General features: G+C 47.0%; 27 protein-coding genes. 16 read left to right on the top strand and 11 right to left on the bottom strand.

The features are described from left to right. Positions 1–274: 274 nt before the first annotated feature. From ACYVD3_RS01135 to ACYVD3_RS01120, 4 genes are all read left to right on the top strand, one after another. A complete protein-coding gene (locus ACYVD3_RS01135) occupies positions 275–892 on the top strand; it encodes a nucleoside recognition domain-containing protein (protein WP_460640674.1) in 618 nt (205 codons plus the stop codon). A 225-nt stretch (positions 893–1,117) separates the two neighbouring features. Then, on the top strand, positions 1,118–1,603 hold the full coding sequence (locus ACYVD3_RS01130) for a nucleoside deaminase (protein ID WP_460640673.1): 486 nt from the start codon (positions 1,118–1,120) through the stop codon (positions 1,601–1,603). Between the two features lie 32 nt (positions 1,604–1,635). Then, complete coding sequence (locus ACYVD3_RS01125) at positions 1,636–2,928, top strand: cytosine permease (RefSeq protein WP_460640672.1); 1,293 nt, start codon at positions 1,636–1,638, stop codon at positions 2,926–2,928. A 14-nt stretch (positions 2,929–2,942) separates the two neighbouring features. Continuing rightward, on the top strand, positions 2,943–3,107 hold the full coding sequence (locus ACYVD3_RS01120; RefSeq protein ID WP_460640671.1) for a hypothetical protein: 165 nt from the start codon (positions 2,943–2,945) through the stop codon (positions 3,105–3,107). Between the two features lie 124 nt (positions 3,108–3,231). Here the strand turns inward: ACYVD3_RS01120 and ACYVD3_RS01115 are convergent, their stop codons facing one another. Next, positions 3,232–4,026 carry a GntR family transcriptional regulator gene (locus ACYVD3_RS01115; protein ID WP_460640670.1) on the bottom strand — a complete coding sequence of 265 codons (795 nt, stop codon included), beginning with the start codon at positions 4,024–4,026 and terminating at the stop codon, positions 3,232–3,234. A 400-nt stretch (positions 4,027–4,426) separates the two neighbouring features. Between ACYVD3_RS01115 and ACYVD3_RS01110 the strand changes: the two genes are divergently transcribed. The 7 genes from ACYVD3_RS01110 to ACYVD3_RS01080 all read left to right on the top strand — a co-directional run bounded on the left by ACYVD3_RS01110 (position 4,427) and on the right by ACYVD3_RS01080 (position 10,450). Continuing rightward, a complete protein-coding gene (locus ACYVD3_RS01110) occupies positions 4,427–5,134 on the top strand; it encodes a FadR/GntR family transcriptional regulator (RefSeq protein WP_460640669.1) in 708 nt (235 codons plus the stop codon). Next, entirely contained in the window at positions 5,131–6,492 is a 1,362-nt protein-coding gene (locus ACYVD3_RS01105; RefSeq protein WP_460640668.1) for an ABC transporter substrate-binding protein, read from the top strand. Before ACYVD3_RS01110 ends, ACYVD3_RS01105 begins: the two co-directional genes overlap by 4 nt. A gap of 65 nt (positions 6,493–6,557) precedes the next feature. Further along, complete coding sequence (locus ACYVD3_RS01100) at positions 6,558–7,430, top strand: carbohydrate ABC transporter permease (protein ID WP_460640667.1); 873 nt, start codon at positions 6,558–6,560, stop codon at positions 7,428–7,430. 2 nt (positions 7,431–7,432) lie between these two features. Beyond that, positions 7,433–8,269 (top strand): carbohydrate ABC transporter permease, encoded by an 837-nt coding sequence (locus tag ACYVD3_RS01095; protein WP_460640666.1) that lies wholly within the window; start codon positions 7,433–7,435, stop codon positions 8,267–8,269. A gap of 22 nt (positions 8,270–8,291) precedes the next feature. Further along, on the top strand, positions 8,292–9,092 hold the full coding sequence (locus tag ACYVD3_RS01090; RefSeq protein WP_460640665.1) for a transketolase: 801 nt from the start codon (positions 8,292–8,294) through the stop codon (positions 9,090–9,092). Next, positions 9,092–10,018, top strand: coding sequence for a transketolase family protein (locus ACYVD3_RS01085; RefSeq protein WP_460640664.1), 927 nt, complete (start codon positions 9,092–9,094; stop codon positions 10,016–10,018). The genes ACYVD3_RS01090 and ACYVD3_RS01085 overlap by 1 nt, the downstream gene beginning before the upstream one ends. 15 nt (positions 10,019–10,033) lie before the next feature. After that, positions 10,034–10,450 carry a cupin domain-containing protein gene (locus ACYVD3_RS01080; protein WP_460640663.1) on the top strand — a complete coding sequence of 139 codons (417 nt, stop codon included), beginning with the start codon at positions 10,034–10,036 and terminating at the stop codon, positions 10,448–10,450. 44 nt (positions 10,451–10,494) lie between these two features. Here ACYVD3_RS01080 and ACYVD3_RS01075 read toward each other — a convergent pair whose 3' ends face one another. The 10 genes from ACYVD3_RS01075 to ACYVD3_RS01030 all read right to left on the bottom strand — a co-directional run bounded on the left by ACYVD3_RS01075 (position 10,495) and on the right by ACYVD3_RS01030 (position 18,879). Next, positions 10,495–10,908: a M67 family metallopeptidase gene (locus tag ACYVD3_RS01075; protein WP_460640662.1), complete on the bottom strand. Its 414-nt coding sequence runs from the start codon at positions 10,906–10,908 to the stop codon at positions 10,495–10,497. Next, entirely contained in the window at positions 10,905–11,708 is an 804-nt protein-coding gene (locus ACYVD3_RS01070; protein WP_460640661.1) for a HesA/MoeB/ThiF family protein, read from the bottom strand. Before ACYVD3_RS01070 ends, ACYVD3_RS01075 begins: the two co-directional genes overlap by 4 nt. Then, positions 11,692–11,916 carry a sulfur carrier protein ThiS gene (thiS, locus tag ACYVD3_RS01065; RefSeq protein ID WP_460640660.1) on the bottom strand — a complete coding sequence of 75 codons (225 nt, stop codon included), beginning with the start codon at positions 11,914–11,916 and terminating at the stop codon, positions 11,692–11,694. The genes ACYVD3_RS01070 and thiS overlap by 17 nt, the downstream gene beginning before the upstream one ends. 48 nt (positions 11,917–11,964) lie before the next feature. Next, on the bottom strand, positions 11,965–12,210 hold the full coding sequence (locus ACYVD3_RS01060; RefSeq protein WP_460640659.1) for a sulfurtransferase TusA family protein: 246 nt from the start codon (positions 12,208–12,210) through the stop codon (positions 11,965–11,967). Continuing rightward, complete coding sequence (locus ACYVD3_RS01055) at positions 12,203–13,063, bottom strand: 4Fe-4S binding protein (protein WP_460640658.1); 861 nt, start codon at positions 13,061–13,063, stop codon at positions 12,203–12,205. The genes ACYVD3_RS01060 and ACYVD3_RS01055 overlap by 8 nt, the downstream gene beginning before the upstream one ends. Further along, positions 13,053–14,306 (bottom strand): O-acetylhomoserine aminocarboxypropyltransferase/cysteine synthase family protein, encoded by a 1,254-nt coding sequence (locus ACYVD3_RS01050; protein WP_460640657.1) that lies wholly within the window; start codon positions 14,304–14,306, stop codon positions 13,053–13,055. Before ACYVD3_RS01050 ends, ACYVD3_RS01055 begins: the two co-directional genes overlap by 11 nt. Next, complete coding sequence (locus ACYVD3_RS01045; protein ID WP_460640656.1) at positions 14,296–15,909, bottom strand: sulfate adenylyltransferase subunit 1; 1,614 nt, start codon at positions 15,907–15,909, stop codon at positions 14,296–14,298. The genes ACYVD3_RS01050 and ACYVD3_RS01045 overlap by 11 nt, the downstream gene beginning before the upstream one ends. After that, entirely contained in the window at positions 15,909–16,805 is an 897-nt protein-coding gene (gene cysD, locus ACYVD3_RS01040; protein WP_460640655.1) for a sulfate adenylyltransferase subunit CysD, read from the bottom strand. Before cysD ends, ACYVD3_RS01045 begins: the two co-directional genes overlap by 1 nt. A gap of 84 nt (positions 16,806–16,889) precedes the next feature. Beyond that, positions 16,890–17,201, bottom strand: coding sequence for an indolepyruvate ferredoxin oxidoreductase subunit alpha (locus ACYVD3_RS01035; protein WP_460640654.1), 312 nt, complete (start codon positions 17,199–17,201; stop codon positions 16,890–16,892). Continuing rightward, positions 17,191–18,879 carry an adenylyl-sulfate reductase subunit alpha gene (locus ACYVD3_RS01030; RefSeq protein ID WP_460640653.1) on the bottom strand — a complete coding sequence of 563 codons (1,689 nt, stop codon included), beginning with the start codon at positions 18,877–18,879 and terminating at the stop codon, positions 17,191–17,193. Before ACYVD3_RS01030 ends, ACYVD3_RS01035 begins: the two co-directional genes overlap by 11 nt. A 317-nt stretch (positions 18,880–19,196) precedes the next feature. Between ACYVD3_RS01030 and ACYVD3_RS01025 the strand changes: the two genes are divergently transcribed. From ACYVD3_RS01025 to ACYVD3_RS01005, 5 genes are all read left to right on the top strand, one after another. After that, on the top strand, positions 19,197–20,234 hold the full coding sequence (locus ACYVD3_RS01025; RefSeq protein ID WP_460640652.1) for a LacI family DNA-binding transcriptional regulator: 1,038 nt from the start codon (positions 19,197–19,199) through the stop codon (positions 20,232–20,234). Then, positions 20,231–20,902 carry a sirohydrochlorin cobaltochelatase gene (locus tag ACYVD3_RS01020; protein ID WP_460640651.1) on the top strand — a complete coding sequence of 224 codons (672 nt, stop codon included), beginning with the start codon at positions 20,231–20,233 and terminating at the stop codon, positions 20,900–20,902. The genes ACYVD3_RS01025 and ACYVD3_RS01020 overlap by 4 nt, the downstream gene beginning before the upstream one ends. Before the next feature lie 104 nt (positions 20,903–21,006). Next, positions 21,007–21,939, top strand: a complete 933-nt coding sequence (cysK, locus tag ACYVD3_RS01015; RefSeq protein WP_460640650.1) for a cysteine synthase A — start codon at positions 21,007–21,009, stop codon at positions 21,937–21,939. 290 nt (positions 21,940–22,229) lie between these two features. Continuing rightward, positions 22,230–23,234 (top strand): MerR family transcriptional regulator, encoded by a 1,005-nt coding sequence (locus ACYVD3_RS01010; protein ID WP_460640649.1) that lies wholly within the window; start codon positions 22,230–22,232, stop codon positions 23,232–23,234. Next, positions 23,221–23,832 carry a DUF6273 domain-containing protein gene (locus tag ACYVD3_RS01005; RefSeq protein WP_460640648.1) on the top strand — a complete coding sequence of 204 codons (612 nt, stop codon included), beginning with the start codon at positions 23,221–23,223 and terminating at the stop codon, positions 23,830–23,832. The genes ACYVD3_RS01010 and ACYVD3_RS01005 overlap by 14 nt, the downstream gene beginning before the upstream one ends. The last annotated feature ends 309 nt before the right edge of the window (positions 23,833–24,141 follow it).

Genomic DNA, 24,141 nt, shown 5'->3' with positions numbered 1-24,141 from the left:
AAAAGAAAGTTCCGGAAGTGACTGACACCGGAAAATGCCAATGAAAGACTTGAATTCATATGGCTTTTATGAAAATGGATGCCGCAAAGCAACTGAGATTTTGTTGCTTTGCGGTATTTTTCTTGGTTTGCTGCAAATATGGGCTGACGGTGATTTTGACAAAGGACTCTTTATATTACTATGAACTTGCAGCAAGGAAAACACATAAGGTCATTTCAGGGGGAATAAGATGGATTAAGAAAGAATGAAAAGATGTTAAGAAGAGGAAAGACCGATGCTGAACTACTTATGGGCTTTTATGATGCTGGTGGGAGTCCTTTGGGGGGCCTTTCACGGAAATTTAAACGGAGTAACGGAAGGGGCCATTAACTCTGCAAGGGAAGCTGTAACGCTGTGCATCACCATGCTGGGAATCATGTCCTTTTGGAGCGGAATCATGGAGGTGGGGAGCAGGTCCGGGCTGATCGAACGGCTGTCACAGAAAATGCGTCCTGTGCTTCGTTTCCTTTTTCCCAGAATTCCAAAGGACCATCCTTCATTTGAATATATCTCCACCAATATCATTGCCAATATCCTGGGACTTGGGTGGGCGGCCACTCCGGCAGGGCTTAAGGCCATGGAGGCCTTAAAGGAGCTGGAGGAAAAGCGGAGAAAGGGAGAGGTCTCCGGGAAATATTCCCTTAAGCCGGTTCCTGAGGGGACAGCAAACAATGAGATGTGCACCTTTCTCATCATTAATATTTCTTCCCTGCAGTTACTGCCTGTCAATATGATTGCTTACAGGAGCCAGTACGGAAGCCCCAATCCAATGGCTGTGGTAGGGCCGGCGCTTATTGCCACTTTGATTTCAACTCTGGTGGGCGTGGCGGCCTGTAAGCTGATGGACCGTTAGGCTCTCTCCATAAGGCTGTTTTATGATAAATCCCTTACTTTTCCAAGTGGGGGATTTATTTTTATGTTGGAAAAAACAGCATCAGGACCGTTGTGATTTAGATAATATGCACAATATTTTTCGCCTTTATTAAGCATATTAGTTATTTACAACACTTCTAAGATATGTTAAATTATTATTGTAATAAAGATATGAGGTAATACCTTATACGATAGGAGGTCTAATATGGACTATGAAATTGATATTAAAAACCTGAAGCGGTGTAAGGAAATATCCCGCCAGTCAAGGGAAGCAGGCAACACCCCTTTTGGAGCGCTTCTTGCAGGAAAGGATGGAACCATTCTCCTGGAGCAGCCTAACATTGAGATCACCGAAGGGAAATGTACAGGTCATGCTGAGACACAGGTAGCTGAGAGAGCCTCCCAATTGTATTCCAAGGATTTTCTGGAGGAGTGTACACTTTATACCACCGCAGAGCCATGTGCCATGTGCGCGGGAGCAATTTACTGGGCAGGCATCGGACGGGTGGTGTACGGCATGTCTGAAAAAGATCTCCTGGCCCATACAGGGGCAGATCCTCAGAATCCTACCTTTGATCTGCCCTGCCGTGAAGTGTTTGCAAGGGGACAGAAAAAGATCCAGGTTGTAGGGCCATTTCCGGAGCTGGTAGAAGAGATCGCGGAGGTCCACAAGGGGTATTGGAACCATTAAAGTATTGAATTAATCATCAGGAGGATTTGGAGATGGAACAGAAAAATCAGAGTCAGCAGACGGATACAGAGTTTTCCCGCTGTGCCGTGCCATTAAACCAGCGGAAAAGCTATTTCAGCCTTACGATTATATGGACCGGGTTTGTCTTTGTTATCACCAGCATGATGGCAGGAGGGGGACTTGCGGCCGGACTGGATTTTAAGGGTATTATCATTGCAACCCTTGGAGGAAATATTTTCTTAAGCATCATTGCTGTGCTGATCAGTATCATTGCCTGTAAGACAGGGCTTACCTTTGCTCTTCTCACCCGTTACAGTTTTGGTTCCAGCGGTTCCAAGGCTGCATCGATTTTCGTGCCTATTGTGAATTTTGGCTGGTACACCATTCAGGCGGCCACCTATGGACATTTCGTAGCTCAGGTATTCCATTTTGGCTGGGTGGGGGAAGGGATCTGTATGGCGGCCAGCGCCATTGTTATGGGTATCTTTGCTATGTTCGGCATACAGGCAATTGCCATTCTGGGATATATCGCTATCCCGGCAATCGTATTCTTATCCATTGCCACTGCCATCCGCTCTCTGGGGGTTATTGGCGGTGCTGAGGCTCTGTTTTCCTACGTTCCAAGTGGGAACATATCCCTGTATTCAGGAATTACGGCCGTAATCGGTACATGGGTGCTTTCCACTGCCACCTGTATTGCAGATATTATGCGGTATGCAAAGGATACGAAAACAGCCGTATCCGCCACTCTTACAGGCCTTCTGGGGGGCAACATCCTCATGATCGTCTGCGGAGCTATTGCAGCCATTGCCATGCAAAACAGTGACTTAACCGTCATCCTCTTAAGCTTTGGCCTGGTCATCCCCAGTCTGATCCTTATGACTACCAACATTTTTACAACCAATGCGGCAAACCTTTATTCCACCTCCTTAAACCTGTCCAATGCATTTAAAATGGAGAGAAAGAAAATGCTGGGCATCCTTTTGGCTCTGTCCGCTGTTGCGACCCTTACAAAGCCATATGATATCGGCTTTTTGTTCAGCTTCTTAAATATACTGGGAACAGTGGTTCCCCCATTGTCTGGCATCATACTTTCCGACTATTTCCTGGTTCACAAGGGCAGGTATGAAGAATATGACAAGGCTTCCTTCCGGAAATGGAATCCGGTTCCCTGGATCACCTGGGGCGCCTGTATCGTAGCGGTATACATAATTCCCTTCGGACTTCCGTCACTGAACGGGATCATACTTGGAGCCATTATTTACACGGTATTGATGGCTGTGACCAACAGGCAGATGGCTGGCAAACTGGCCGAAGAAGCGTAAAAGGAGGGAGTTATATGGACAGATATAAATTAAGCGCCCTGATGGGAACGGTCATTATGGGCATAGGATCATTCATGGCTTGTCTGGCCGAAAAAGGGCCATATATCATCACTGGAAATGTGCTGCTTGTGGTGAGCATTTTCATCATGATCTATGGCTACGCCAAATGGCAGCCATAGGTAAGTGTTAACAAAAGGGCTTGCGGATATGGCAGCTCTTCATAGAAAGAAAAACAAAGCGTCCCGGAATGAAAGCTTTTTTAAAGAGCCTTCATTCCGGGACGTTTTGGATGTGCCGCAAATTTTAAATATTCTCATAGTGCAGCAGCCTTTTGCGAATCTGGCTATATTTTAATATGGTGGTATCCACATACTCCCAGGTGTATACGGCAGCAGTGCCATCCTCGTCATAGTTCATGGCTTTCAGAAGGAGAAATGCCTTTGGGGGAATGTGAAAGCGCTCCAGCAATTCGTTTAACAGTTCTACATCCTTGCTGTATACTGCATTCAGCTCCACCTTATCCCATTCCAGTTTTTTCCCTGTGGCCTTGTACATGAAGTAAAACACGGAATTAACAAAGTTGTCCAACTCCGCCATATCCACTCCGTTAAGATAAGAGAAGGGGATGTAATCCCTTGTAACGGCGCATATCTGTTTATCGGCATAAAATATCTTATCACAAATAAGAACCAGGCCGCCTTCCGCCATCTCAAGATGATCGGCAACATCCCTGTCCGCCTTAATGATATCATGGTGGATCATTTCCACTCTGGGCTTATAGCCGCTGCTGGTTATCATGTCCACAAAATGCATGACAGGGTTAAAGCTGGCTTTCATTTCAAAAAAGCTGTTATTGATGAAGGTACCTTTTCCATGCCTGCGGAAAATCATTCCCTTGGCTGATAAGTCGTCCAGGACGCTTCGCAGTGTGATGCGGCTGACCCCCAGCATTCTGGACAGTTCTTCTTCCCGTGGCAGCTTGTTATTCACCGATAGATCCATCTGCTTGATAAAATGCAGCAGCTCTGTTTCTATCTGTGTTTTTAAATCTGTTTTTTGTATACGCCGTGGTTTTGGCTCCTTGCTTTCTTCGGTCATTTAATCCCCCCATCATATCTTGAGTTAAGAGCAGGAATATCGTTGATTACATTTTATCATGACAGAATTATATTGTAAACAGACGTCTGAGTTTTAAGATTTATGGCAGCTCTTCTTTATATTATTTTAATACGAAATCAAAAACAACATACCAATTGGTATGGTAAACATATGAAAGGTATGATGAATTATTATTCATATTTGTGATATATGCACAAAATAATTAGGGATAAATTGTTATTTTATAATAATAATTCAAATAAACATAAAATATCTATTTACATACATCATATGTTATGCTAGCATTAGGACAGATGAAAACAAAAACAACCAAATGAAAACAGTAAAACACTTTATTTGTATACAATTTATACAAATTGATTTGCGGAGAGGAGGAGGTATGAGAAGGAATATGGATAAGATGCAGAATGTGGATGTTCTCCCCATGGCTACGGCTCAAAAGGTAAAAACCATGATTATCCAAAGGGAGATGAAGCCGGGAGACCGGCTGCCTACGGAGAAGGAACTGTCGGAGGTTTTTGGAGTCAGCCGTTCTACCTTGAGAGAAGCCATGAAGTATTTAAGGGCTGAAAATGTAGTTGTCATCCGCCAGGGGAGCGGAACCTTTGTCAGTGCCGGAACAGGGATCGGGGAGGATCCCCTTGGGCTGCATTTTACGGATCAGAAGTATCTTATTCAGAATCTGTTTGAAACCCGGATGTTAATTGAACCTCAGATTGCGGGACTGGCGGTACAAAGGGCCACACCTCAGGATATTAAGAATCTTGAGAGACTGGTAGCGGAGATGGACCAGATTCAGATCAACAGCACCGCTACGGCAGAGATGGATGTTCAGTTCCATACGGCTGTAGCAGAATGCACCCATAATGAAGTACTCATTCGGGTGGTCCCCATAATCAATGAATCCATCCGGCGGAGCCACGTAGAAACCCATAATGACCTGGAGAGCTTCAAACGGGCAAAACGAAGCCATAAAGGTATTTATCAAGCAATTGCCGACGGTAATTATATGGAAGCCAAATTTCTTGCCGAACGGCATGTATGGGAAACACTAAATGATGTCAGGGAAAGGGAAGGGAAAAAATGAAAAAAGGATTGATTGGAAAGAAAACAATGGCAATGGTCCTGGCGGTTCTTATGGCCGGGGGAGCGATGGCAGGCTGTTCTTCAGGCAGCAAAGAGGCCACATCGGCAGGTACAGAGACAGCAGCAGGTGCACAAACCACAGCAGCAGGTACACAGACCACATCGGAAAAGGAAGGACAGGCTCCTTCCGGGGATATAAAACCATGTACCATAAAATTTCGTTATTGGGCCGATAATACGGATTATTCCCAGCTCATGCAGGATATTATCAAGAAGTTTAATGAGGAAAACGGCAAAGGAATTACCGTCGTGGGTGAAGAAAGCCCGTGGGATGGGGGCGCATATTCAGAGAATCTGTTTAACGCTAAAATGGGAGGCGGAGATATTGACTGCGCCACATGGAAGCTCACCTCAACACCATTATTTGTAAACAACGATCTGTTGGCTGACTTAACACCAATGATTAATGTGTGGGATAAAAAAGCTGAGATTGATGATAACATTTATGACATTATGAAAAAGGCCGGAGACATGGAGCGAATCTATGTAATGCCATGGAACATCCAGGTTCTGTATGTATATTACAGGCCCTCCACCTTTAAACAGGCAGGGATAGAGGTACCGAAGACCTATGAAGAATTCTTACAGGCCATAGAAAAGTGCACCATGGATACCAATGGGGATGGAAAGACTGACGTATACGGCTTTGGCATGAGAGGTGCAAAAGGCGGTCAGGAGCCATGGGGCAGCTTTGTATATGGACGGGGCGGCACTTTTGAGGACTTAACAACACCTGAGGCGGTACAGGGCATGCAGGATTTTATTGATATTTATAAGAAAGGCTATGTGCCTCCCACAGCAACCAGTGACGGATTCAGTGAGATCATTGCCAATTTCCAGTCAGGGCTGACGGCTATGACCATTCATCATACAGGATCCAGCAAGGATATGGAAAAGCTGCTGGGAGATGATGTATCTGCATTCGCGTTCCCGGCAGGTAAGGGACAGTGGACATCAATGGGAGACACGGAAACGGTTATATTTGAATCCTGTGAAAACAAAGAGGCAGCCTTTGAGTGGGTATCCTATCTGGCAGCAGGAGAAGGCCAGAAGATGTGGTGTGAGGGAACTGGAAATGTTCCGGTAAGTAAAAGTGTCCAGGAGACTGATTTTTTCCAGAATAACCGCTTTATGAAAGCCTCCATTGACGGACAGAAGTTTGCAGGTATCATTCCGATTCTTGATACAACTACAGAGTGGATTTCCACGCTGTGGCCAAATACCGTTTCTCAGGCACTGACCGGCGGCATATCTGCCGAAGAGTGCATGAAGACGTTGCAGGCCGGATTATATCAATAAGGAATCGAAAAGTGAGGGGGCTGCAAAAAAAGGCGGCCCCTTCCGGTTGGGAGGGAGAATTATCGATGGTTAAAAAACGGACCATATGGCCGTATATACTGGTGGCTCCGGCAGTGATTATCATTTTGTGCGTGGTGTTTATACCGGTTATGAATGCAATTCTTATGAGTTTTCAGAACTATGATCTTCGAAGGCCGAAAGAGATTGCGTTTCATGGGCTGACCAATTATGCCTCTGCTTGTAAGGACCCGCTGTTCTGGGGAGCTCTGATCCGAACCATTTTATGGGTGGTATGTGGAGTTGGTTTTCAGTTTTTGTTCGGATTCATTCTGGCCCTCCTCTTAAATCAGGAGTTTTTCGGAAGGGGAATGGTGAGAGCGGTCAGTATGATACCCTGGGTTACGCCTGGAGTCTTGATCGGGTTGATGTGGAGATGGATTTATGACGGCAACTTTGGTGTTCTGAATGATCTGCTTTTAAAGCTTCATGTTATTTCGGATAAAATTCCTTTTTTGTCCCAGGTGTCGACCGCATTTCCCAGCGTCATTGTGACCATCATCTGGCAGGGGATACCGTTTTTTGCGCTTATGCTTCTGGCAGCCCTGCAGGGCGTATCCTCAGAAATATATGAAGCTTCCAGCATAGACGGGGCAGCGGCGTGGCAGAAACTTTTTTATATAACCATTCCATCCATTAAGAATACGATTTTTGTTACGGCACTGCTTCGTGTCATCTGGGTTGCCAATTCAGTGGATGTAATTTTTAACATGACGGAAGGCGGGCCGGCCTATTCCACCCAGACGCTCAGCGTTTATATATTCAACAAGGGAAATGCACTGAATCTGGGTTATGCCTCTGCAATGGCGTTATTACTGGCAGTACTGCTTTTGTTTGCTGCAATCCCGTACTTAAAAATGAACTTTAAAGGGGAGGAATAAGGATGAAAAAACAACCTGATATCAAACGGATTCTGTGTGTGTATCTGCCGCTGATTGCAATGCTTATCTTTATTTTGTTCCCGTTCTATTGGACTCTTGCCACATCCTTGAAACCCCAGGATGAGCTGTACGGCACGGTAGTTACCTACTTACCTAAATCCATCACCTTTGAGTCCTACAGGAAACTTTTTACCACTACGGTTAATTTCCTGGCAGCTATAAAGAACAGCTTTGTGGTGGCAACAACAACGACTCTTGTATCCCTGACTGCATCCACTCTTGCGGCTTATGCCTTTTCCAGATACCAGTTTGCCGGCAGAAAGCTTCTCATGTGCACGTTCCTCTGCAACAATATGTTTCCTACGGTATTGCTGCTGATTCCGCTGTATTCCATTATGCGCAAGATGGGACTTTTGTTCACACCTGCTTCCCTTGTATTATCTTATACCACCTTTACCATTCCATTTTCCGTATGGCTGCTGTTGGGATTCTTAAATGACCTTCCCATGTCCCTGGAAGAAGCAGCCCTGGTAGATGGCTGCAACCGGGGCGTTGCTTTTGTGAAGATCATTCTTCCCATACTGGGACCTTGTCTGGTGGCTACAGGGGTTTATATTTTTATGACATCATGGAATGAATACACATTTGCTGTGATGTTTACCAATACAGAGACGCGTACCATTCCGGTGGCCTTAAAAAGTCTGATCGGACAATTAGGGGTTCAATGGGATTTGCTGACAGCAGGAGGCATCATAACCATTATTCCGGTATGCATCATGTTCTTTTTTGCACAGAAGCGGTTGGTGGAAGGGTTAACAGCAGGGGCCGTAAAAGGCTGAGTATATATAAGGAGGAAAACAAATGCAGTACAATAAGAAAGCAAAAGAACTGCGGGCTGAAATTCTTAAAATGTTATTTGCCTGTCAGTCCGGGCATCCGGGAGGATCCTTATCCTGTATTGAGATGCTGATGGCACTCTATTATGAAGTGATGAATGTGGATCCAAAGGATCCGGATAAACCGGACAGGGATCGTCTGGTATTGAGCAAAGGCCATGCATGCCCTGCATTGTATGCGGTACTGGCGGATTTAGGATATTTTCCCAAGGAAGATTTAGCGGGCTTAAGACAGATTGACAGCCACTTGCAGGGACATCCGGATTGTACAAAGACTCCGGGAGTGGATATGAACACCGGTTCCTTAGGCCAGGGGGCATCTTTGGCAATGGGCCTGGCTCTGGCTGCCAAACATGGGGGCGCATCCTATCGCGTATATGCAATTCTTGGGGATGGAGAGTGTCAGGAAGGGCTTGTATGGGAGGCGGCAATGGCGTCGGCTCATTATAAGCTTGATAACCTTACGTTTCTGCTGGATTATAACAAGCTGCAGATTGACGGATGCAATGCAGAAGTCATGAGCCTGGGAGACATTGTGAAAAAATATGAAGCCTTCGGATTTGAATGCTTTGAAGTGGATGGACACGATATCTCTGCCATAACAGCAGCCTTAAAGGCGCCGGTAAGAGGGAAACCGAAGTTTATCTGCTGTAATACCATAAAGGGAAAAGGGGTCTCCTTTATGGAAGACCAGTCTGGCTGGCACGGTAGACCGATGAATGCAGAAGAATTTGCCCAGGCAATGAAAGAGCAGGAGGTAGAGTAATGGGGAAATCACTGAGAGTTGCTTATGGAGAATCTCTTGTAAAATTAGGTGGGGAGAATGAAAAGGTAGTGGTGCTGGATGCAGATTTGGCACATGCCACCCAGACCTGTATGTTTCAGGAAAAGTATCCGGAGCGTTTTTATAACATGGGAATTGCAGAAGCAAATATGATGTGTGCTGCAGCAGGTTTTGCAAATACCGGATACATACCCTTTGCCAGTACTTTTGCATTATTTGGGGCAGGACGGGCCTATGAGCAGATCCGTAATTCCATCTGCTATACCAATGCAAATGTGAAGTTCGGTTTTTCCCATTCCGGCCTTTCCGTAGGAGAAGACGGCGGAAGCCACCAGTCTTTTGAAGATATTGCACTTATGAGAGAAATGCCTCATATGACAATCTTTGTGCCCTGTGATCCTGCGGAAACGGAAAAAGCCGTGATGGCTGCGGCTGAAATAAACGGACCGGTATACATTCGGGTGGCAAGACCGGTCTGCAAGGATATTACAACCGCAGAGACGCCGTTTATACCGGGAAAAGCCAATGTGATGAGAGAAGGGAATGATGTATGCATCATATCCTGCGGCCTGATGATCCCTGAGGCATTAAAGGCATCCGAAGAGCTTGAGAAGGAAGGCATTCATGCAGCGGTTGTGAATATGCATACCATCAAACCCATTGATAAAGACATCATTTTAAAGATGAATGAAACCTGCAAAGGCATTGTGACCATAGAGGAACATTCTGTGATCGGCGGACTTGGGTCAGCGGTAGCAGAGGTCCTGGCCGGGCATAGGGGCGCCAGATTTGCGTCATTGGGAATACAGGATAAGTTTGGTAAATCTGGAAAGCCGGAAGAACTGTTTGAAGCGTATGGACTCACCGCCGGACACGTGGCAGAAGCCTGCAGAAATATACTGGGTTAATGGGAGGATAAAATCATGAATATCGCCGTTTACGAGTTTGCGGGCGAAGGAATGCAGAGAGTATTTGAGAATGAAAAATGGACCGTTGGCATCAAAAATTGGAAACCAGCCAATGATGTCTCAGGAATTGACTGCCTGGAGAGGCACAACAAAACGGATGAGCTCTTTGTGCTTGTGGAGGGAGCATGTACCCTTGTTTATGCCAATGAATCAGAAGAAGGCCTGGAATTTGGCGCAGTTCACATGCAACCTCATAAGGTATATAACATTCCGGCAGCCTTGTGGCATAACACCATTACCCGGAAGGATACGAAAATGATTTTAATTGAAGATTCCAATACTTCTATGGATAACAGTGATATTTTAGAACTGGATGAAGCGCGGATCGCCAAGCTCCAGGCGGATTATAAGACTGTATTCGGAGAAGCGTAAAAGTATAGAAGGAGCGTGCTGTCTGCCCGACAGCACGCTCTTTATTAAGATATGACCACTATTTCTTGTTGTTCCACCACATCTCCGGTAATGCCAAAGGCTTTCAATACAGGTATATCTTCTGCCAGGGAGAGGACCAAATAGCTTGCAAAAGGATCATAGGCCAGCCGGATATCCTCTTGTGAGGGTCTGGCAGGAGTAGATGGGTGAGAATGGAAATTCCCAAGGGGTGACCAGCCGTTCCCGCGCATATCCTTGATCGCAAAGAGATGCTCTTTGGGGTCAATGGAGAAATGCTCCGGACTTTGGTCGGGATTGGAAAGCAGATAGACCTTTTGAACCGTCTTACTGTCGCCATCCACAGTACCTGCAATCAATCCACAGACCTCGTTGGGAAGGCCTCCCCTGGCGTGTTCCACAATTAATTTCATGTAAGTTTCTTTTATTGTAAGCTTCATTTTAAATCACACACCGCCTGTTCATAATCAAAGGGAGCCAAAATAGAGGGGGATTCTCCGCATACCTGGCAGCCCGGGCACTTTGGAAGTTTGATTTTACGAAATGTCATGGATAATGCGTCATAGGTCAGGAGTGAGCCGGTCAGGAGTTCACCCTTACCAATCATATATTTGATCGCCTCCATTGCCTGAAGAGAACCGATGACTCCACCCATGGCACCAATCACACCGGCCTGTCTGCAGGTGGGAACTGCATCCGGTGGAGGCGGATTCTTAAAAACGCAGCGATAGCAGGGGCCCTGCCCCGGTACATAGGTCATCAGTTGTCCTTTGAACCGGATAATGCCGGCATGAGAAAAAGGCTTCTTCGCCAGTACACAGGCATCATTAATCAGGAACTTAGCGGGGAAATTATCCGTACCATCAATGATAAAATCATAATCGGCAATCAGATCCATAACATTGTCTGCCGTCACAAAAGTACGGTAGGTTTTGACAGTCACGTCATGGTTGATGGCCTTGATGCTTTCTTTGGCTGATTCCACCTTGGCTTTGCCCACGTCGGGCGTGCTGTGAATGACCTGCCGCTGAAGGTTGGAAAGATCTACCTGGTCAGCATCGGCTACCCCGATGGTTCCTACACCCGCAGCGGCTAAGTACAGCGCACAGGGAGCGCCCAGCCCGCCGGCTCCGATGATCAGTACCTTGGCATCCAGAAGCATTTTCTGTCCCTTTACACCTACCTCGGAGAGTAGGATGTGCCGGGAATACCGTTCCAACTGCTCATTGGTAAATGCCATATCTCTGCCCTCCGCCCATAAAGTATAAAAACTCCACACTGGCACCGTCGTGCAACTGTGTTTCGCTGAAAGCATCTCCGGAAATAAACTCATCGTCAACAGATACCGTGGCATATTGGGGTGTTTCTATCTGCTCTATTTCAATCAGCTCCGCTACGGTCAGGCCGTCAGCGTATTCTTTTTTATTTCCTGCTACAGTTAGTATCATTTCAATTCCTCCAAAATTTAATCGATGTGCTAAGGGAGGTTAAATCAGCTATTCTCCGGACTTTCGCACGATCAGGTTATAGGTTCCGTCTTTATTATCTGTCAGGCGCAGAATTTGATGTCCCTCTTCCTTTACACTGCGGGGAACATTTTGTACCGGTTCGCCGTCGTTTAAACGAATGGACAGGATTTGCCCTTCGTCTAACTCCTCAAGTGCCACTTTCACTTTGACAAAGGTGACCGGACAGACCACGTCTGTGATGTCCAGCGCCTCATTTATATTAAAATCAACCATTGTAAGCAGCCTCCATTTCACGTTTAAATTCGTCCCAGCCGGTGCGTTCAATGGCGACCCGGAATCGCTCGCTGGGTTTTGCATTCCTGTTGAAGAAATCAAGTGCCGCATCGGTCACACGGAATAAGGTTTCCTTGTCGCGGATGATGGGCAAAAATTGTTGTCCCCTGGCAATTAAGTTGCCGAAGGTTCCCCCGAAGGAAACCAGATATCCCGGCTCGCCTTTCCAGGCGTCAAAGGGGCAGGATTTGACGCAGCGGCCGCAGTTGCTGCATTTATCACGGTCCAGGAGGATTTTGCCGTCTGTTTGGGTGAGAGCACCTTCCCGGCAGACTTTGGTGCATACACCGCACAGGGTGCAGGCCTCTTGAATCCATTCCACTGTATAGCCGCCCTTTACGCCCAGATCATTTTCCTCCGCCTTAAGGCAGTTGTTCATGCAGCCGGTCACTCCAAACTTGAATTTATGAGGCAGTTCCCGTCCAAAATAGCGGTCGGAAATCTCTACCGCAAGGGGATAAGTATCAATGCAGCCGGATGGGCAAATGGCGTTGCCTTGGCAGGCCGTAACGGTTCGAACCCGGGGGCCGCAGACGCCGGTGTTCACACCGCCATCGTCCAGTTCCGCTTTGACTGTATCCACATCATCCAGCTTAATAAAAGGAATCTCTATGCTCTGACGGGAAGTAAGATGTACATGGCCGTCGCCGTATTTCTGGCTGATTTCGGCAATCGCGGCTAGCTGTGAAGCTGTCAGATTGCCGCCCACTACCTTCAGCCGCAAGGAGAAATGGTTTTTCTGCACTTGCCGCATAAATCCGCCGTTTTTCAATTCTTTATAGTTAACTGCCATAAGGATCCCCGCTTTCATATATTTTTGAAATTGCCTGTGCAAAATCTTCTTTTAAATCTTCAATATCTTCCAGCCCAACGCTGACACGGATCAGGTCGTCATATACGCCCGCGTTTTGTTTTGTCTCTTTGCTTGCATGATTGTAAATGGTGGAGGCGGGATGAATCACCAGTGTGCGTACATCCCCGATGTTGGTTGCGATGCGAACGTATTTCAGCCCATTAATCATGAGAAACGCGTTTTCTTTTGACCCTGTGCGGAGCGTCAGAATCGCCCCACCTGCGCCGCCTTCCATCTGGCTGTCGATGAGCGGCTTATAATTGCTGCTCTTTAAGCCGGGATAATTAACATGCACGCCAGGTGAGTTTTCCAGAAATTCAGCAAGTTCCTGCGCGTTTTGGCAAAGCCGCTCCATACGCAGTCCCAGTGTTTCCAGCCCAATACAGTTCAAATATGCGTTTTGCGGAGCCAGACAGGAGCCGAAGTTACGCCAGATATCCTGCCTCAGCCGGGCTGTATATGCAAACCTGGCAAACTTTTTGTATTTTGCAAGCATGGGGAATTTATCAAAATCCCAGGTGAATCTGCCGCCGTCTACGATAACGCCGGAAATGGCGTCACCGCTGCCGTTGATGTATTTGGAAGAGGAGTGCACCACAACCTGTGCACCGTAATCAAGGGGCCGGATCAGCGCCGGGCTGGCGGTAGTGCTGTCGATGATCAGCGGTATTCCATGGCTTTCCGTAACATCGGCAACTGCCCGGATATCTACCACATCCAGTTTTGGATTTCCGATCAGTTCGGCAAAGACTGCGCGGGTGTGTGGGGTAATGGCACGTTCAATTTCCTCTGCCGTCACATTCTCAACAAAACGTGTGGTGATTCCGAATGCCTCCAAATCATGGAGAAGTTCCAGCGTTCCGCCAAACAGGCCGCTTCCGGCTATAATTTCATCTCCCGCTTTTAGAATATTTAAAAGCGCCATGCTGACTGCCGCCATACCGGAGGAACAGGAGACCGCATCCAGGCCGCCTTCCAGAACCGCAATTCTCTTTTCAAAAGCCGAAATTGTGGGGTTGGATATACGCGTATAGGCAAACCCAGAGGCCGTATTTGCAAAAACCTTTTCCAGTTTTTCGGCCGATTCCTGGGCAAAGGCCGACACCTGATACACAGGAGGAAGTGTTGCGCCCTGGAAATCAGGAGGAAATGCTCCGTGTAAAAGCCTGGTGTTAAATTTCATAAGAATCCTCCCAAATCAGCACACGGCGGTATTTCCCAAAATTCCGGGGCAGTTCTCCTTCTGTCGGAATGCCGTTGGTATCAATCAGCGGCGTTTTTTCATCATGGCTGCCGAATCCCACAAAAACTCCCTGACGAATGCGGGCGAACTCCTGATCATAGGGCAGGTCAAAATCAAGAGGATAATCAAACAGATCGGTTTTTAAAGGAAGGGCATCTCCCACTTTATAGACCGCCGGATCAGGGCTATGACGCAGCACAGCATGAATGCCCGGATGGTAATAAAAGTTATCAAACAGCCGAATGGACAGCGTTTTCTCTCCATCCTGCAGGAGGACATCCTCTTGCTTTTGTTCGTCTGTCTCTTCAATGACCCCGCAGGCGGTCGTAGCGTGCCTCACTCTATCGATTAATATCAACTCGCCCAGGCTTTTATGCCGTTTGAATTGATCCAATACAATAGGCTCGGACAATGAGATTTCACAGCGCAGTATTTCGTTCTTGCCCACTGATTCGGCGGGCAGCAGTGCACCGCTGTTTATATCCACTTTATGCTGGATACCGGTCACAACGGCTGGGCTTAGCTTTGTACCCAGTTTGAGTAAATATTCCTTCCCAGGAATCAGATTTTCTTCATCCATCCATAGAAGCGTGGCAACAAAGGTCCTTTCCAGCTTGAGACCGGCGTCTTTCACCAGCACACAGCCCCGGGAGACATCCACTTCCCGGTCAAGCTGTATGGTGACCGGCTGTCCCACAGACGATTCGGCCGTATTTTTTCCGGCAATGGAAATGGATTTTACAAGAGCATGTTCTCCGCTGGGCAAGGCGGTCAACTGATCGCCGACTGATACCCGGCCTGCCTCCACCTGCCCCTGAAACCCTCGAAAGCTATGGTCGGGTCGGCAAACCCGCTGCACTGGCATATAAAAGCCTGCTTCCGGCTGTTCATGGGAAATATCCACTGTTTCCAGATGGGAGAGCAGTGTTTTGCCTTGATACCAGGGCATGTTTTCCGAATGTCTGGTAACATTGTCTCCTTCTGTTGCTGAAACCGGGATGATGACCACATGTTCCAGTGACAAGTCCTCGCACAGAGTCACGATATCTTCCGATATCTCGTTGAATTTTTCCCTGCTATAGGAAATTAAATCCATTTTGTTGACGGCAAAAACGAAAAAGCGTATCCCCATCAAAGAACAGATTCTGGTATGCCGGCGGGTTTGCGCCAGCACGCCCTGGGATGCGTCTACCAGAATGACCGAAAGTTCCGCAAAAGAGGCGCCCACCGCCATATTCCGGGTATACTCTTCGTGGCCCGGTGTGTCGGCTACGATAAAGCTGCGGGCATTGGTTGTAAAGTAACGGTAAGCAACATCAATGGTGATTCCCTGCTCACGTTCAGCCATCAGACCATCTAACAGGAGAGAATAGTCGATTGCGCCTCCCCTGCTTCCCACCTGGCTATCCAGAATCAGTGCCTGTTCCTGATCTGCATAGAGCAGCTTTGAGTCGTATAGAATATGCCCGATCAAGGTGGATTTACCGTCGTCCACACTGCCGCAGGTAATAAATTTCAAAAGCCCGTTTTCTGTACTGCCCATTAAAAATATCCCTCCCGTTTCCGGCGCTCCATGCTGCCGGCCGCCTCCTTATCAATGACCCGGCTGGTGCGTTCACTTGTGACCGAGGCCAGCGTTTCCTTGATTACTGCATCCAGTGTATCTGCTTCGGATTCCACTCCGCCGGTGAGCGGATAGCAGCCCAGTGTGCGAAATCGGACTTTTTTGAGCTGCAAAACTTCTCCGGGACTTAAACGCATCCGGTCATCGTCAACCATGATAATGTTTCCATCCCGATAAACCACAGGACGTTCCTTTGCAAAATACAAGGGCACAATGTCAATATTTTCCCGCCGGATATATTGCCAGATATCTTTTTCTGTCCAATTGGAAATAGGGAAGACGCGCATGCTTTCACCTTTGCCAATCTGCGTATTGTATAATTTCCACATTTCCGGGCGCTGATTTTTGGGATCCCAAGCGTGGTATTCGTTCCGGAAAGAGAAGATCCGCTCCTTTGCCCGGGATTTTTCCTCGTCCCGCCGCCCGCCGCCAAAGGCAGCCGTGAACTGATATTTGGTAAGCGCGTCTTTAAGCGCTTGCGTCTTCATAATATCGGTGTATGCGGCGCCGTGGTCAAAGGGATTAATTCCTTGCGAGATCGCCTCTTCGTTTCGGTAGACCAGCATGCTGATGCCCAGTTCCTTTGCGCGCCGGTCACGAAATGTGATCATTTCACGAAATTTCCAGCTAGTGTCGATATGCAGAAATGGGAAGGGCGGTTTTTCCGGGTAAAAAGCTTTCAGGGCCAGATGAAGCATTACCGACGAATCCTTTCCGATGGAGTATAGCATCACCGGACGTTCGCACTCGGCGGCTACCTCACGAAAAATATAGATCGCCTCAGCTTCCAATTGATCTAAATGTGTCAGAGACATGGGGATCTCTCCTCTCTTGATATAATCTGTTTTCTTACGGATTAATTGTTGCTTGCCTGTGTCACTGAAAACAGGTAGAAGCGTTTAGTATTTGTTGGCGCTGCGGCTGTCTACCGTTAGGGTTTTTGTGCTGCCATCCGGATTTGTGAGTGTCCAGTGCAGTTGGGTACCGGTTCGCCGGATGGTAAACCGGCCGCCCAGTCCCCCGATGTCCTCGCCCAGATAGAGGGCAATGGCCTGTACCGGACATTCCTTGAGACAGGAAGCGCAGCCCCAGCAACGCTCCGGCCGTAAAATTTCAGCCTTTCCCCGTTGCAGGCGAATCAGGCTGCCAGGACAGATGCTGCTGCAACGGCCGCATCCAATGCATTGCTTTGATCTTATTTCAATGCTCATATGCTTCTCCTTCCCCAACAAGCGGCCGGAAGAGAATCTTCAAATTGCCGTTCTCAAGCCTGGAATTGACATAGCATTCCATTTCAGAACTGATGTCCGGGTAATCGGTGTTCTCTGCAAAGCTGTGCCAGCGGGTTTCCCGCCGGGCGGCCAAGTGGGCGATCACTGACCGGCAGAGGATTAATCGTTCCCGCAGCTCCAGTATGTATACAAGTTCTTGCATATCCGACGCAGCCAAAGCGTTTGCCTGTCTTTGAATCTCCTGAATCTTTTCATCGCCAATGCACAGGGAGTCTTCTGAAAACCGGTAGTCGGAGCCAATGCCTCCGGCGTATTGATCCATGACGGACTGCATTTTTTCTTCCAGCTCGTCTGTGGTAACACTGGCTTTATCATTACTTAGAAATTGCTCCAGCCAGAGTTTTTTTTCCCGGACTTGCCCGGCGTCCGGCAGCGCCGCCTCTCTGTTTATGTATGAAATCGCTGCCAATGCAGCGATTTCCCCCTCTGCAAATGCGCCGGTTACATATTTCTGGGGGCACCCTCCGGCCACATCTCCGGCAGCAAACAGCCCCTTTACGGTGGTTTCCCGATTGGTATCCACCCAATAGCCGCTGGCCGTGTGCCCTCCCACGATATAGGGTTCGGTTCCTTCAATTTCTACATTCTTGATGCGGGGTGTTTCACCGCTTTCCAGCCATCTTAGAGTTTGACTTGGTGCCATGTTGAGATACGCTCTCTGTAAATCCTCATCCTGTTCTGCGGTGATCCCCATGGTACGCAGGGTGCATGGTCCGCGGCCCTCGCGGTTTTCTGTCACCGTTCCATGGAGACGCTGAGAGGTGGTCAATCCATATTTCTGTTCATAAATCTCTCCCTGGGAATTGATCTGCTTTGCACCAACACCCTGAGCCAGCGTTCCTGTAGGCGCAATGGTATCTTTGCAGCGCAGGGCGATAAAACGCATTTCCAAAGTGGTCATCTCAGCACCTGCCAGAATGCCCATGGCATACCCGGCGCCGGTATTAAAGGGAGGATACCACATTTTGTGCCGGGAAAATCCGGGGTGGTTGGGGCGGTACAAGCCCGCCGCGCCGCCGGTGGCGCAGAGTACTGCTTTTGCCGTAAGGACGTACAGCACCGGCTCATCTATGCTGACAGCATAGGCACCCTGAATGCGATTATCCTTCACAATATACTCAAACACGTTGATGCGGTTCATCACTGTAATTTCCGGTTTCTTTGACACGGCATCGGCCAAAATCGGTTTTATATTTTCTCCGTTTATTTTAATATTTCGATTGCCGCGTATGGTATACCCGCCTTGTTCATCCTTGAGAATCGTAAGTCCCAATCCTTCCAGTTTTTGCGCTGTCCGGTTAAGCCTCTCGGCCATTGTCAGAAGTAAGTCACCGCGCACAATCCCTTGTGCGTCGTTACGGGCGTAATCCACATAATCCTGAGGCGTTTTTCCCGGCACAATGTATGCGTTAATTGCGTTGACTCCCGCGGCCAGGCAGCCGCTGCGCCGTATATCCGCCTTATCGGCAATCAATATGCGGCCGAAGCTTTGTTCACTGAATGTTAAAGCAGCATAACACCCTGCAGTGCCGCCGCCAATGATTAAAAAATCTGTTTCTAAATATTCCGTACGGAGCATCTTATTTACCTGTTCCATGAAATCACCTACTTTATCTATGGGAAATATATGATATGACTCATTTTACCTGTTCTTAAGATGGAAATCCAGAGCAAATTACGCAATCGTTACACAAAAAAACAGCAAAATCATGGCAAATGCTGACGCAAACGTTATACAAGATTTGTCTTGCTTTTTCATATATAATTATATATCATACTAAACACATATATATAATAGGAGTTATCCGAACTTGCAGCGCAAGTGAGGATAAAAGGGGCGATCTTTGCCCCGTCCATCCGATTATGGGAAGTGCTTTTTACTTCCCATAATAGTTAAGAGGGGAGGGTAACAGCATGACATTAAAAGAAGTTGCAGTGCGGGCCGGAGTTTCTGTGTCCACCGTTTCCAGAATTATCAATTCAGCGGACGGGAGTTTCGCCCGCAAAGAAACCCAGGACCGGGTATGGGCTGTCATCAAGGAAACAGGTTATATGCCGAACCAGAGTGCGCGGAATTTAAAAAGAGGGAAAACCGGGGGACAGCAAACACCGGCCGGAACCTTTGCCTGCATTTTAGGGAGAGCGAAGACTTTGGATGATAACCCATTTTTTGCTCAGCTTGCCCAAGTCATTGAACAGCAGGCCATGGAACGAAACTATCCTGTACGGCTCTCTTATTCAGTTTTTGATATCAAAATGATCCCTACCCTTGAAAAAATTGAATCGGCAAAAGTGGATGGCGCGATTGTGCTGGGACGGTTCAGTGAGGCGGCAACAGAATTCCTGGAGTGTCATTACAAAAATATCGTTTATGTAGGACGAAATTTAATTCATGCTGAATGGGATCAGGTAATTTGCGATGGGTATGAGGCGACACAAATGGCCATAGAACACCTTGTGTCCTATGGTCACCGGCGGATTGGTTATATTGGTGAAACAGACGATGAAATACGGTACCAGGCGTATCGTGATATGATTTGTAAATGCGGACTGGAAGACAACCGGCGTTTCGTTTGCAATGTCCCACACACTGGCGAGGGGGGATACCGGGGGGCGGATTTGCTTTTGCGCGGGGGAGCTGGGTTGCCCACAGCAGTCTTTTGCGCAGCCGATGTGTCAGCCATTGCTGCCTTGCGCCGTTTCAGAGAGGTGAGAATCAAGGTCCCGGAGCAGCTTTCCATAATCAGTATGGACAATATTGAATTGTCCAGCTATGTTACTCCTATGCTGACAACAGTAGGTATGCCAATTGCTGAAATTGGAAGCATGGCGGTGCAACTGCTCATCGGCCGCATTCACAAACAACACCGGCTTCCGCTGAAACTATACCTGCCAAATAAGTTGATGCGGCGGGAAAGCGTATTCAATATAAACGAAGGAATGTATATATGAAAAACAAATTACAATGGGATATCCTGCTTGTCGGTTTTGGTGATTTGGCAGTTTTAGAGGGTGAGGTGAGATTCCTGTTTCCCGGCTGCCGGGTCTTTTCTGCACGAACCCTACAGGCAGGGGTGAAACAGTGTGAATCGGACAATATTTTTGTTCAGCCGGTACATTTATTGCCGGGTTTTGAATATGAAAAGCTGCTTGCTGCAATTTCCTGTTACACGAAAAATATTGAGGTTGGTAAGCCTCTTCTGTATTCAGAGGAGGCGATTACATGTTTTGCAGAGATTCTCCATAATGAATACGGGGATGAGCCAACGCTGTTTGTGGGGCATGGTTCCAGTCATCCAGTGGGCAAAGCTGTGTATACCCGTCTCTCGGAAGCATTGCAAAAGGCGGGATTTTCACAGGCATGGGTTGCTGTTTTAGAGGGCCAGCCGGATCTGGATATATCGGTGCGGTTCTTCCGGCAAAACGCGTATTCAAATATCACGCTTGTCCCTCTGACTTTAACGGCCGGCAAGCATATGCGGGAGGATATTTTGGGGAACCATGAGGCAAGTATGGAAAGAAGGCTTATATTGGATGGCTTTATGGTAAAGCCTGTTCATCGCTGTTTGCTTACGCTTTCCGCCATCCGGCAGATGTTCCTGCATAATATTGCTGAATGATTTGAACAGGGAGAGTGGTATATCTATAATATTGACATTCCAGGTCGAACGGAATATCATAGATATCATATCAATTTACTATATTGTACTGGGAGGTTATAAAGATGTCTAGAATTGCAAACAGTTTAACTGAGTTAATTGGGAAAACGCCACTGTTGAAGCTGAACCGATACGTGCAGCAGAAGGAGCTTTCAGCCGTGCTGCTGGGCAAACTGGAATATTATAACCCGGCGGGGAGTGTTAAAGACCGTATTGCCTGGGCGATGATTCGTGATGCAGAGGAGAGCGGCAAGTTAAAGCCCGGCTCTGTTATCATTGAACCAACCAGTGGCAATACGGGCATTGGACTGGCTGCTGTTGCGGCAGCCAGCGGGTACCGTATTATTCTGACGATGCCAGAGATTATGAGTATAGAGCGCCGTAAGCTACTGGCCGCATATGGCGCTGAGGTGGTGCTGACAGAGGGTGCGAAGGGCATGAGGGGAGCAATCGTTAAGGCTCAGGAATTAGCGGAAAAGACGCCAAATTCCTTTATTCCGGGGCAGTTTGTCAACCCTGCCAATCCACAGGTGCATCGGGAAACCACCGGACCGGAAATCTGGGAAGATACTGATGGTAAGGTTGATATTGTGGTGGCCGGTATCGGCACCGGCGGCACCATCACCGGAGTGGGTGAATATCTGAAGAAAATGAATTCCGCCTTGCAGGTGATTGCTGTAGAGCCGGCAGATTCCCCCGTTCTTTCCGAAGGCCGCCCCGGTCCGCACAAAATTCAGGGCATTGGCGCAGGCTTTGTACCAGAGACACTGGATACTTCCGTCTATGATGAAGTAATTACAGTGAAAAACGAAGACGCTTTTCAAGCAGGACGGGAAATTGCACATACCGAGGGACTTCTGGTCGGAATCTCCTCCGGCGCAGCATTATGGGCGGCAACAGAAATTGCCAGACGTCCGGAAAACGCAGATAAGGTCATTGTAGTTATTCTTCCGGATAATGGTGAGCGATATCTTTCCACAGCTCTCTTTGAAAATTGAAAATTATCTTTGAAAGGAACCGTCAATTGTGATGGTTCCTCAGGCTGTCGACATTCTATATGTTGATGGCCTTTTTACATCTGTGATTAGTGAAAGAATTATGCTATACTGATTGTTAATTGGATAATGTGTTGGTTTAATAAAAATGTTTAGATTCAGATTAGTTATATTATCTGTACAGCAAGCTAATTTTGGTTTTCCGTGGGTTTTTAAAACGAATTTTTTGGTTTCTCGCTTGACTTTGACGTCGCGTCAACCGGTATACTTACACTTGAAAGGGGGAGTTAGTCATGGAACTGCAAACCATCAGTCAAGTATCTAAACATTTTTCGATTTCAACCCGGACACTTAGATATTACGGACAAATCGGGTTGATAACACCTGTGAAAAAAGAAGATTTCGCTTATCGTGTATATGATATGGAAGCCATCACACGTCTGCGCCAGATTATTATTCTACGGAAACTGAGGATACCGCTTAAACAGATTGCCGAGATTCTGCAAAGCGCGGATGCGCGTGTTGCAATCGAAGCCTTTGAGAGCAACCTTATGGAAATTGAGGACGAAATCACCGCGCTTTCCACCATTCGCAGTGTTGTTAAAGCCTTTATCGAACATCTAAACCTTGGAAGCGCGATATTCGCACTACCGGATGATGAAGGTTTATTAGAAATTGTGGATTCCCTGACTGTCTCTAAAATTAATTTCAAGGAGGAAAAGTCAATGGAACAACTTAACCAGGCAAGCGAGAAACTGAGTAAAATGGAGGACAAAGATGTGCGGATTGTTTACCTTCCGCCCATGACCGTGGCCGCTGCTTACGCAATGGGAGAAAACTGCGAAGGTAAGGCGTTAGATATGATAAATCAGTTCGTAAAAGATAGCGGATTGTTAAGAATTAAACCCGATGTCCGGAGTTTTGGTTTTGACTGCTCTAAGGGAGCAGCAGGAATCGGAGAACCTTCTCACATATATGAAGTTTGGGTATCTGTTCCCGATGACATGGAAATACCCGCGCCTTTGGTAAAGCGAACCTTTAACGGTGGGTTATATGCCGCGCATGTATTGAGGACATGGGATTTTGAGGATTGGCGTTTATTAAAAGAATGGGTCAACGCCAGCGATAAGTATGATAACGACTGGGATTCCCCACGCTGGATATCCCTGGAAACGAGCGCGGGGCAAGGCTTTGAAGAAACACTAAATTTTTATAACTATGCTCAAAGCGGTAAAATGAAGGATTTACAACTTGATTTATTATTCCCTATTAAGGAGAAGGTGAATGGAAGAATTTAATATTGGCGGGGTAATGCTATTCGGCGGTTATGACTGGCGCATTCTTGACATAAAAGACAATGGGGTTTTGATTATAACCGAGTATATGATAGAACAGCGTGCTTACCATGATGCTTATAAAGATATAACATGGGCTGACTGCTCATTAAGAAAATATCTTAACGGCGAATTTTATGACAAATTCAACGCAACTGATCAATCAAGAATAATTCCGGTAATAAATAAAAATCCTGACAATCAGTGGTATGGTTCAAAAGGCGGAGCAGATACGAGGGACAGCATATTTTTATTAAACATTGAGGAAGTAGTGTGCCAATATTTTGGTGACAGCAGTTCAAAACTGCATAACCCAGGAAAAAATCAAAGATATTGGTTTGAAAGAAAAGATGAAAACAACAGTAAGAGAATAGCAAGACTTGAGGGTAAAAAAGGTGGTAGCTGGTGGTGGCTTCGGTCGCCCGGCCGCGTTAATGTAAAAGCTGTGTATATCCACGGTGACGGTAATATAGGTATCCAGGGCAACAATATTTTGAAAGGCAACATCAGCGATGGCAAATGTACAGGCGGTGTCCGTCCCGCTTTGTGGTTGAATATATAATTTGAATTATGGCTAATAAGCATAATGAGCAGCCTCGATAAATTTACATTGGCGCATACCACAGGTAACAAGGAACTCTGCTCACTTCGAAGCCAAACCATTGAACGGGTATTTGCGTGCATGAATTTCAAAAAGATTGCAAATTGGTTGTGGAAGAATGGCCTGACCTCTTTGATTTTTCCAACCAAGAAGCTATAAGTCAACAATCTGAGGAACTGTCTATTATGATAGTTCCTTTTTATTTGTAAAGTGCACCCCCACTGCCATATGTACAGATGGTCATGATTTGAAGCAATAAAAGCAAACGTT

Source organism: Lacrimispora brassicae (assembly GCF_054772055.1).
Note: the sequence above shows the minus strand (reverse complement) of the source record. Positions and strands in the feature narration are given on the sequence as shown.